Genomic DNA, 7,882 nt, shown 5'->3' with positions numbered 1-7,882 from the left:
GTCCTGAGATGTTCGCGATCCTTCGCACCCGCCTCTGGCCTGCCGGCCATCTCCCCCGCAAGGGGGGAGATCCGATGTCCCTGTCGCTTTCGCCAATCGCCGACGTTGCAGGAACAGCGCCGTCGGTGCACCTGCTGATCTCCCCCGTTGCGGGGGAGATGTCCGGCAGGAGAGAGGGGGGTGCCCGGGCGCCCTACTTGTCGTGAGCACGATTATCCTCCGTCCCGGCCGGATCGAGGATGCCGAGACCATCCATGCCGCCTTGCTGCGCCTCGGCACCCACATCGGCGCGCATCAAGAGATCACCTCGACACCGGACGACCTCCGCCGCTACGGCTTCGGCGCAAACCCCGCCTTTTCGACCTTGATCGCCGAGGTCGACGGCGAGTTCGCCGGGCTCTGCCTGCACTTCCCGATCTTTTCGACCTGGATGGGCCGGCCCGGGGTCTTTGTGCAGGACCTCTATGTCGAGGACCGCTTTCGCGGCCGCCGCATCGGTGAGAAGCTGTTGCGGCGCGTGGCCAAGGAGTGTCGCGCTGCAGGCGGCGTCTATCTCAGGCTCTCCGTCGACACCGATAACGAAACCGCGAAGACCTTCTATGAAAAGCTCGGCATCGGCTGGTCGAGCTACGAGCAGGTGCACAAGATTGTCGGCGAGGCCTTTTTTGCCTTTGCCGACGCGCCGGAGGACGAACGATGAAAGCCTTCTATGCCGAGGAACAGAAGCGCCATGACCCGAAGGCCTTCCTTTCCAGCGGCGCGCCGCAGCCCAATCCGGAAAAGCCGGAACGGGTCGAGAGATTGCTAGCCGGCGCAAGATCGGCCGGTGTGACGATCGAACGGCCCAACGACCATGGCCTTGGGCCGATCGCCGCCGTGCATACGCCCGAATATCTCGACTTTCTCGAGCACATCTTCGCGCGCTGGCAACGCATCGATGGCGCCTCGGCGGAGGTCATCCCGAACATCCATCCAATCGGCCGCGGCGGCTCCTATCCGGCCTCGGCGGTCGGCCAGGCCGGCTATCATATGGCCGACACAGCCTGCCCGATCTCGGCAGAGACCTGGAACAGTGCGCTCTGGAGCGCCTGGAGCGCAGTGGAAGCCGCCGAAGCCGTGATGGCCGGCGCGACGGCGGCTTACGCGCTCTGCCGCCCGCCTGGCCATCACGCCTTTGCCGACGTGGCGGGCGGCTTCTGCTTCATCAACAATTCGGGGGTCGCCGCGCAGGTGCTGAGAAAGGACGCGGGACGCGTCGCCATACTCGATGTCGACCTGCATCACGGCAACGGCACGCAGGGAATCTTTTACGCCCGGCCGGATGTTCTGACCGTCTCGCTGCATGCCGATCCGGTGCGCTTCTATCCCTTCTTCTGGGGCCATGCCAACGAGCGCGGCGAAGGGGCGGGCCTCGGCTACAACCTCAACCTGCCGCTGCCGCGCAAATCCGGCGACGCGGCCTATCTGGAAGGGTTGGAAACAGCCTTCCGGCGCATCCGCGCCTTCGCGCCGGAAGCGCTGGTTGTCGCGCTCGGGCTCGACGCATTCGAAGGCGATCCGTTCGGAGGCCTTTCGGTGACGACGCCCGGCTTCGCGCGCATCGGCGAGGCGATCGCCGGCCTTGGCCTGCCGACGGTCATCGTCCAGGAGGGCGGCTACCTCTGCGATGCGCTCGGCGACAACCTCACCGCTTTCCTGACCGGCTTTGGCGGGAAGAAAGGATAGTTCAGGCGCGCTCCTGCCTCAGCATTGCAATGACGCGATGTACGCTTTCCAGCGTCTCGTCGATCTCTGCGGCTGTGTTGTAATGCGCGATGCCGATGCGCACGACGCCCTGCTCCGGCGGAATGCCGAGTTGGTGGACGATCTCCCATGCATAGTTGTGGCCGGACCACAGGAAGATGTTCTCGGCATTCATCTGTCGCACGATCGTTTCCGGCGCGATGCCCTCTACCGTGAAGGAAATTGTCGGCACGCGATCGCCGAAACGTTCCGGGTCGGTGATGCCGCGGATGGTCAATCCCTCGATGTTCGACAGGCCCTCGATCAACTGCCGGGCGAGCGTATTCTCGTAAGCGATCGACACTTCGAAGGCTCTCGCTATCCGCTGCCGCCGCGAACCGCCCTCGCCGGCTGCGGCGCCGAGATCGGCGAAGTAGTCGACCGCTGCGGTCAACCCAGCCATCAGCTCGATCTGCGGCGTGCCGAGCTCGAACCTTTCCGGCAGGTGGTTGGACGAGCAGCGGCATTTGTAGGGTTTCAGCGCATCGATGACGTCGCGGCGGCCCCACAATATACCCATATGCGGCCCGAAGAATTTATAGGCCGAGCAGACCAGGAAATCGCAGCCTAGCGCCTGAACGTCGATCAGCCCGTGCGGGGCGAATTGCACCGCGTCGACATAGACCAGCGCCCCGGCCTGCTTGGCGAGTGCCGTCAGCTCGCTCACGCGGTTGATCGAGCCGGTGACGTTCGAGGCATAGTTCAGCGCCACAAGCCTGGTCTTTTCCGAAAGCAGCGCCTTCAGCCGCGCTTCCTCGACCTGCCAGCTCTTGTCGTCGAAGGGCAGGAAACGCACGACAAGGCCGAGATCCTCTGCAAGCTGCAGCCAGGGCGAGACATTGCCCTCGTGGTCCATGCGCGTGAGGATGATCTCGTCGCCCGGCTTCATCGTCCGGCCGAGTGTGCGCGACATGTGGTAGGTCAGCGTCGTCATATTGGCGCCGATGATGATTTCCTCGACGCTTGCCGCACCGAGAAAATCGGCCATCGCCGCATGCGCATCATCGACCACCTGCTGCGCCGCGACCGTCGTTTCGAAGAAGCCGCCGAGGTTGGCGTTTGTCGTTAGCAGGCAGCGCGAGACCGCATCCGCCACCGCCTGCGGCACCTGGGTTCCGGCGGGATTGTCGAGATAGATGCGACGGCGGCCCTTGTCGGTCAGCGAAAGTGCTGGAAACCGTCCGCGCACGAGCTCGATCGGAAAATCTGCCATCGCCTCCATCCCTTCGTCCTTCTCAATGATTTCCAGTCACGGGCAAGGGTTGCCGACGCGCTGGTGGATGGCATCGACCGCCTTCTGCATCTCCTCCGTCCAGCGGACCTCGACCGAAGACAGCGCCATGTCGAGCTGCGCGACGCTGGTGGCGCCGACGATATTCGCGGTCACAAAAGGCCGGCTCGTCACATAGGCGTTGGCGAAGAGCGCCGGCTCCATGCCGAAGGAGCGCGCCAGCTCGCTGTATTGGAGCAGCACTTCCGCCGCATTCGGCGTCTCGTAGCGCTGGCCGCGATTGAAGAGCTGCGTGCGAGAGCCTTGCGGCCGCGCGCCGTGATCATATTTGCCGGTGAGGTAGCCCTGCGCCAGCGGAGAATAAGGTAGAAACGCGATCTCTTCGCGTTGGCAGACTTCGGCCAGGTTCACCTCGAAGGTGCGGTTGACGAGATTGTAGGCGTTCTGCAGCGAGGCGACGCGCGGGCCGACGCCCTTGTCGGACTCAGCCAGGAAACGCATGACGCCCCACGAGCTTTCGTTCGACAGGCCTAAATGGCGGATTTTTCCCGCCTTCACCAGTTCCTCGAAGACAGCTAGCGTCTCGGCGATCGGCGTCTCGTCCGCCGGCGCTCCGACAGCATCGGCCCGCCGCGCTACCGCCCCGACCCGCGTCGGGTTCGAACCCCAGGGAATGTCCCGGTCCGGCCAATGAATCTGGTAGAGATCGATGTAATCGGTGCGGAGCTTGGCGAGCGACTTCTCGACCGCATCGAAAATGTCGGCGCGCACAAGCTTCGATGGCCGGCCGCCGCGAAACCAGGCGTTGGCCGTGCGGCCGACCACTTTCGAGGCGATGATGACCTTGTCGCGGTTGCCCCTGGTCTTCATCCAACTGCCGATGATCCTCTCGGTCCACCCTTGCGTCTCGGCTTTGGGCGGGATCGGGTAAAGCTCGGCGGTGTCGATGAAATTCACGCCGCGCGAAAAGGCCAGATCCATCTGCGCATGGCCTTCGGCCTCTGTGTTCTGCTGGCCCCAGGTCATCGAACCGAGGCAGATTTGCGAAACAAGGAGGTCTGTCCGACCGAGGCGGCGTTTTTGCATGAAATGTCTCCGGCGGGAGGTGGCGCGCGGCTGCGCGGGGAGGAATTCAAGCATAAGGCATAGGCCGGATTTTCTCCAAGCCGGTCCTGGCGACTTTTGCGTGAATTCGGAAACCGGTTAGCGTCGTGCCGGGGCCAGCGCGCGCCGCTTGGCCTCGTCGATCAGCATGTTGGCCACTTGCATGCGGATCATGGCGCGCTGACGCAGATGCGGGGCGACACGGTCCGGATGGTTGGCGAAGGCGAAGTTGCGTCGAATGCGCCCGAAATCGGTATCCTTCGCAGGGCGATCGAGGCCGAGCTCGCCGGCAATCGATTCAGGGTCGATCGGCGCCAGCTCTTCCTCAGGGCGATGCTCTTCCTCAGCGAGAGCCAGCTTGGCCTGGTCGAGAAGCGCGGCGAACTCGGCGGCAAGGTCGGCGCCCGCTTCGCGGTACTCGGCGGCGACGCTTTCGCCGGCGACCTTGATGCGGCCGGAGTGAAGCTCGTCCGCCACCGACAGATAGTCGAATGGAATAGAGGGCCGGGCGCCCCCGTCTTCGCCCTTCTCGGAAGCGATGATGAGGTCGTCGAGCAACGAAGCGAAATCCAGCTTGTTCCCGGTCCCGATCTCAGCCTCCTCCTGTCGCAACGGCGTTCATTGTTGCCGTCGACCATAGATCGCTGTCGTTAAAAATGAATGCCGACGACATTAACGATTGTGTGGCAGCCGCAGACGCCGGCCGGAAAGATCAAAGCCGCGCTGCATTTGATACCGACCGGCAGGTCGCCAGAGTGGCGAGGAAAAAGCCCACCCGCCAGGACCGTGCCGTACGGTCGAGTTTCCGCAAAAGTTTCAGAAGAGAAGCGATTTTGGCGGAAAAAATTCACCAGGCATGGCTGCCATGCGCTTGCTGCACTGCACAATTGTAACAAATCACCTATATTCTCGGCGTGTGGAGGACAAACAAGGGGCTGGAATATGGGGTTCTTCACCGAAATGTTCGCGCGGCCGCGGCCGCAGGAACAACAGCGTTACCGATCGGCGCTCGCGCTGCTGAACGCGATGAGCAACGCCGACCGCGCCGATATCGGCATCAAGCCGGCCGACTTTCCGCGTATCGCCCGCGAGATGTCGATACGCTGATTCAACGATGAAAAAGAGGGTTCTCGGCCGCGCCGGGAAACCTCTCCGTGGTCAGCGTCCCAGGAAAATCGACTTGCCCAGCGGCACGCCATTGTGCCGCAGGATGTCGTATGCCGTGGTGATGTGGAAGTAGAAGTTCGGCATGGCTGCGTCGAGCAGATATTGCAGTCCGGCCATCGAGACCTCGCGTCCGGCAAGCCTCAATTCGATCGTCCGCTCCTCCGACCCGTCCAGATCGGCGGCCGAGAATGTCGCCAGATGATCGAGCGTCTTGGCGATTCGGGCGTGCAGCTCTGCGAAACTGGACTCGTTGTCCTCGTATTTCGGCACTTCGCGGCCGGCGAGCCGCGACGGCGCGCCCTTGGCATGATCGGTGGCGATCTGCACCTGCCGGGTCAGCGCGAACATGTCGGGCGCCAGCCTCGCGGTCAGAAACACCTGCGGGTCGATCTTGCGGTCGGCGGCGTTCTGTTCGGCCAGTGACAGCACGCTGGCCAGCGCCTTCAGCCGGGCCGAAAAGACGGCCACCGAAATATCGTACATGGATATGGTCACGTGAGTTATCTCCCCAGGCGGCGTCAGCGCCGCGGGCCGTGAGCTAGCGCTTCCCGGCTCGATTCTTCAAGCAGCCCGTGCGCCCCTGTCACCGCCTCGCCGCAATCGCGGTGGTACTATTTTCGTTATCGAGCGGAGATTCCCGATGAGACCTGCCATTCTCGCAGCGACTGCCCTGTTCTCCCTTGCGGCCATCGGCCGGTCGGCGCTTGCAGCCGAAGCCGCTTATATCGACGACCGGTCCAGTGCCGAGGCTGTTGTTCGCTCGCTCTACAGCGCGATCAACCGGCATGAATTCGCCCGCGCCTGGGGTTATTTCGGCGACACCAAGCCGGCAAAAGATTTCGATGCCTTCGTTAAAGGCTACGACAGCACCGACACGGTCGAGGTCAAGACCGGCGCGGTATCGGACGAGGGTGCTGCCGGCAGCATCTACTACAGCGTCCCTGTCGCCATCCAGGCCACCGACAAGAAGGGCGAAGCCAAAATCTTTGCCGGCTGCTACACGCTTCGCCAGGTCAACGCGCAGATCCAGGAACCGCCGTTCCAGCCGATCTTTATCGACAAGGGCGCCCTGAAGCCGTCGACTTCGGATTTCCAGGATGCCGTGCCGACAAGCTGCGGCGACGGCCCGCCGCCGCCCAAGAAGGACGAGGCGCTGGAACAGGCCAGGAAGGCGTTCCTCGCCGCCTATGGCGAGCAGTGCGACAAGGAGAACCCGGAAGGCAAGCCGGCCGGCGAGCCGGACGCCTACTCGATCCATTACAAGGACAAGGACGCCGGAGCCGACGAGCCGGAGCGCGAGACGCGGCTCTTCCGCTTCTTCTGCTCGATGGCCGCCTACAATGAAAGCGCGGTCTATTACATCTATGACGATGTGTCCGGCGTCCGGCAGTTGCAGTTCGCCGCGCCGGAACTCGACATCCGTTACGAGAACAACAACAGCGAAGGCAAGGTCGAGGGCATCCACATTATCGGCTTCCAGACCGACGACCAACTGGTCAATTCCGAATATGACGACAAGACCCAGACGATCACCTCGATGAACAAATGGCGCGGCGTCGGCGACGCTTCATCGACCGGCACCTATCTGTTCCGCCACGGCAATTTCTCGCTGGTGCAGTATGATGTCGATGCGTCCTACGACGGCGAGATCAATCCCGAGACCGTCCTGGACTACAACACGCCGCCTTGATCAGGGCGCTTTCGTCAGCATCCAGTTCAGTGTGCCGCGCCAATCGACCATGCGGATCGGCGTCCCATGCGTGCCGGTCTCGAACCGCACGAAGCGGGCCGGATAGGTCTTCGATTTGGCGAGAATCGAGCGGAAGAAGGCTTCCTGCTTCTCAACCTGGAAAACCACGTCACGGCTGCCCTGGCCGAAGAACACCGGCACGCGGCGCTTGAACGCCGGGCTGGTCAAGAAGCTTTCGTCCCAGAGCGAGCCGAGCAGCAGGAGCCCACTGACGCGGGCGCCAATATCCTTGCGGTCGGCCAGCTTCCAGCAGAGAATGCCGCCCATCGAGCCGCAGGCGACGAAGATTTTCGCGCCGGGCGATGTCTCTGCATAGTGGTCGATCAAAGCCGCGACTTGGGCGGCGCCCTTGTCGCCGAAATCGGGAAAGTCCGGCGAAAGATAAAGACCGCCATTTTCGGCCATCAGATTCTTCAGGCGGTTGAAATTGCCGCCAAAGGTGAAGTCGTCGACGCCCTGCTTGCGGCTGCCGCCCTGCCCGTGCAGGTAAAGGACGATGATGGCGGCACCTTGCGTCTTGCCGACTGCGACATGCCGGACATCGCCGACATCGGTCTTCAGCATCAAGTCCTGCTGCATCTTGCGCACGCCGGGGTCGATATATTGGGCATGCACACGCCTTTCAGGCACCTCGTCGCGCTGATTGATGTCGCGCATCTCGCGATAGTCGAGCACCGTATAGGCACCGTTGTCGCCGCTCGACAGCGTCGCCGGGTAGGCGAAAAGCTCGTCCTTGAAGGGTTTCAGCGACAACGTCTGGCCCTCGGCGGCAGAGAGCGAAAAAGCTGTTGCGGCGAGCAAAGTGAGGAAAGTTCGGCAGCGCAAAGACATTCCGAAGCCATGCGAAA

The 7,882-nt window shown here is 62.9% G+C and carries 9 protein-coding genes; 4 read left to right on the top strand and 5 right to left on the bottom strand.

Translation table 11 applies throughout. The annotated features are described in order from the left end of the window. The first annotated feature begins 202 nt into the window (after positions 1 to 202). Complete coding sequence (locus EOA75_RS24990) at positions 203 to 700, top strand: GNAT family N-acetyltransferase (protein ID WP_095780600.1); 498 nt, start codon at positions 203 to 205, stop codon at positions 698 to 700. After that, the gene (locus EOA75_RS24985; RefSeq protein WP_127325412.1) at positions 697 to 1,725 is read left to right on the top strand and encodes a histone deacetylase family protein; all 1,029 of its coding nucleotides are present in this window, start codon (positions 697 to 699) and stop codon (positions 1,723 to 1,725) included. The genes EOA75_RS24990 and EOA75_RS24985 overlap by 4 nt, the downstream gene beginning before the upstream one ends. 1 nt (position 1,726) lies before the next feature. On the opposite strand, the gene EOA75_RS24980 is transcribed toward EOA75_RS24985, so the two are convergent. The 3 genes from EOA75_RS24980 to EOA75_RS24970 form a co-directional block, all read right to left on the bottom strand. Continuing rightward, complete coding sequence (locus tag EOA75_RS24980; RefSeq protein WP_127325411.1) at positions 1,727 to 2,995, bottom strand: cysteine desulfurase-like protein; 1,269 nt, start codon at positions 2,993 to 2,995, stop codon at positions 1,727 to 1,729. A gap of 36 nt (positions 2,996 to 3,031) precedes the next feature. Further along, positions 3,032 to 4,099 carry an aldo/keto reductase gene (locus tag EOA75_RS24975; RefSeq protein ID WP_067328473.1) on the bottom strand — a complete coding sequence of 356 codons (1,068 nt, stop codon included), beginning with the start codon at positions 4,097 to 4,099 and terminating at the stop codon, positions 3,032 to 3,034. Positions 4,100 to 4,216: 117 nt separating this feature from the next. Then, complete coding sequence (locus EOA75_RS24970) at positions 4,217 to 4,675, bottom strand: hypothetical protein (RefSeq protein ID WP_127325410.1); 459 nt, start codon at positions 4,673 to 4,675, stop codon at positions 4,217 to 4,219. 384 nt (positions 4,676 to 5,059) lie between these two features. Between EOA75_RS24970 and EOA75_RS24965 the strand changes: the two genes are divergently transcribed. Next, the gene (locus EOA75_RS24965) at positions 5,060 to 5,224 is read left to right on the top strand and encodes a DUF1127 domain-containing protein (RefSeq protein WP_082954041.1); all 165 of its coding nucleotides are present in this window, start codon (positions 5,060 to 5,062) and stop codon (positions 5,222 to 5,224) included. A 51-nt stretch (positions 5,225 to 5,275) separates the two neighbouring features. On the opposite strand, the gene EOA75_RS24960 is transcribed toward EOA75_RS24965, so the two are convergent. Then, complete coding sequence (locus EOA75_RS24960; RefSeq protein WP_095827832.1) at positions 5,276 to 5,779, bottom strand: DUF1993 family protein; 504 nt, start codon at positions 5,777 to 5,779, stop codon at positions 5,276 to 5,278. A 145-nt stretch (positions 5,780 to 5,924) separates the two neighbouring features. Here EOA75_RS24960 and EOA75_RS24955 point away from each other — a divergent pair, with 145 nt between their 5' ends. Further along, positions 5,925 to 6,974 carry a DUF1176 domain-containing protein gene (locus tag EOA75_RS24955; protein WP_127325409.1) on the top strand — a complete coding sequence of 350 codons (1,050 nt, stop codon included), beginning with the start codon at positions 5,925 to 5,927 and terminating at the stop codon, positions 6,972 to 6,974. Here EOA75_RS24955 and EOA75_RS24950 read toward each other — a convergent pair whose 3' ends face one another. Beyond that, entirely contained in the window at positions 6,975 to 7,865 is an 891-nt protein-coding gene (locus EOA75_RS24950; RefSeq protein WP_127248025.1) for an alpha/beta fold hydrolase, read from the bottom strand. It abuts the gene before it with no gap. Positions 7,866 to 7,882 lie beyond the last annotated feature (17 nt).

It is taken from the genome of Mesorhizobium sp. M1A.F.Ca.IN.022.07.1.1, assembly GCF_003997575.1.
GTDB lineage: Bacteria > Pseudomonadota > Alphaproteobacteria > Rhizobiales > Rhizobiaceae > Mesorhizobium.
Note: the sequence above shows the minus strand (reverse complement) of the source record. Positions and strands in the feature narration are given on the sequence as shown.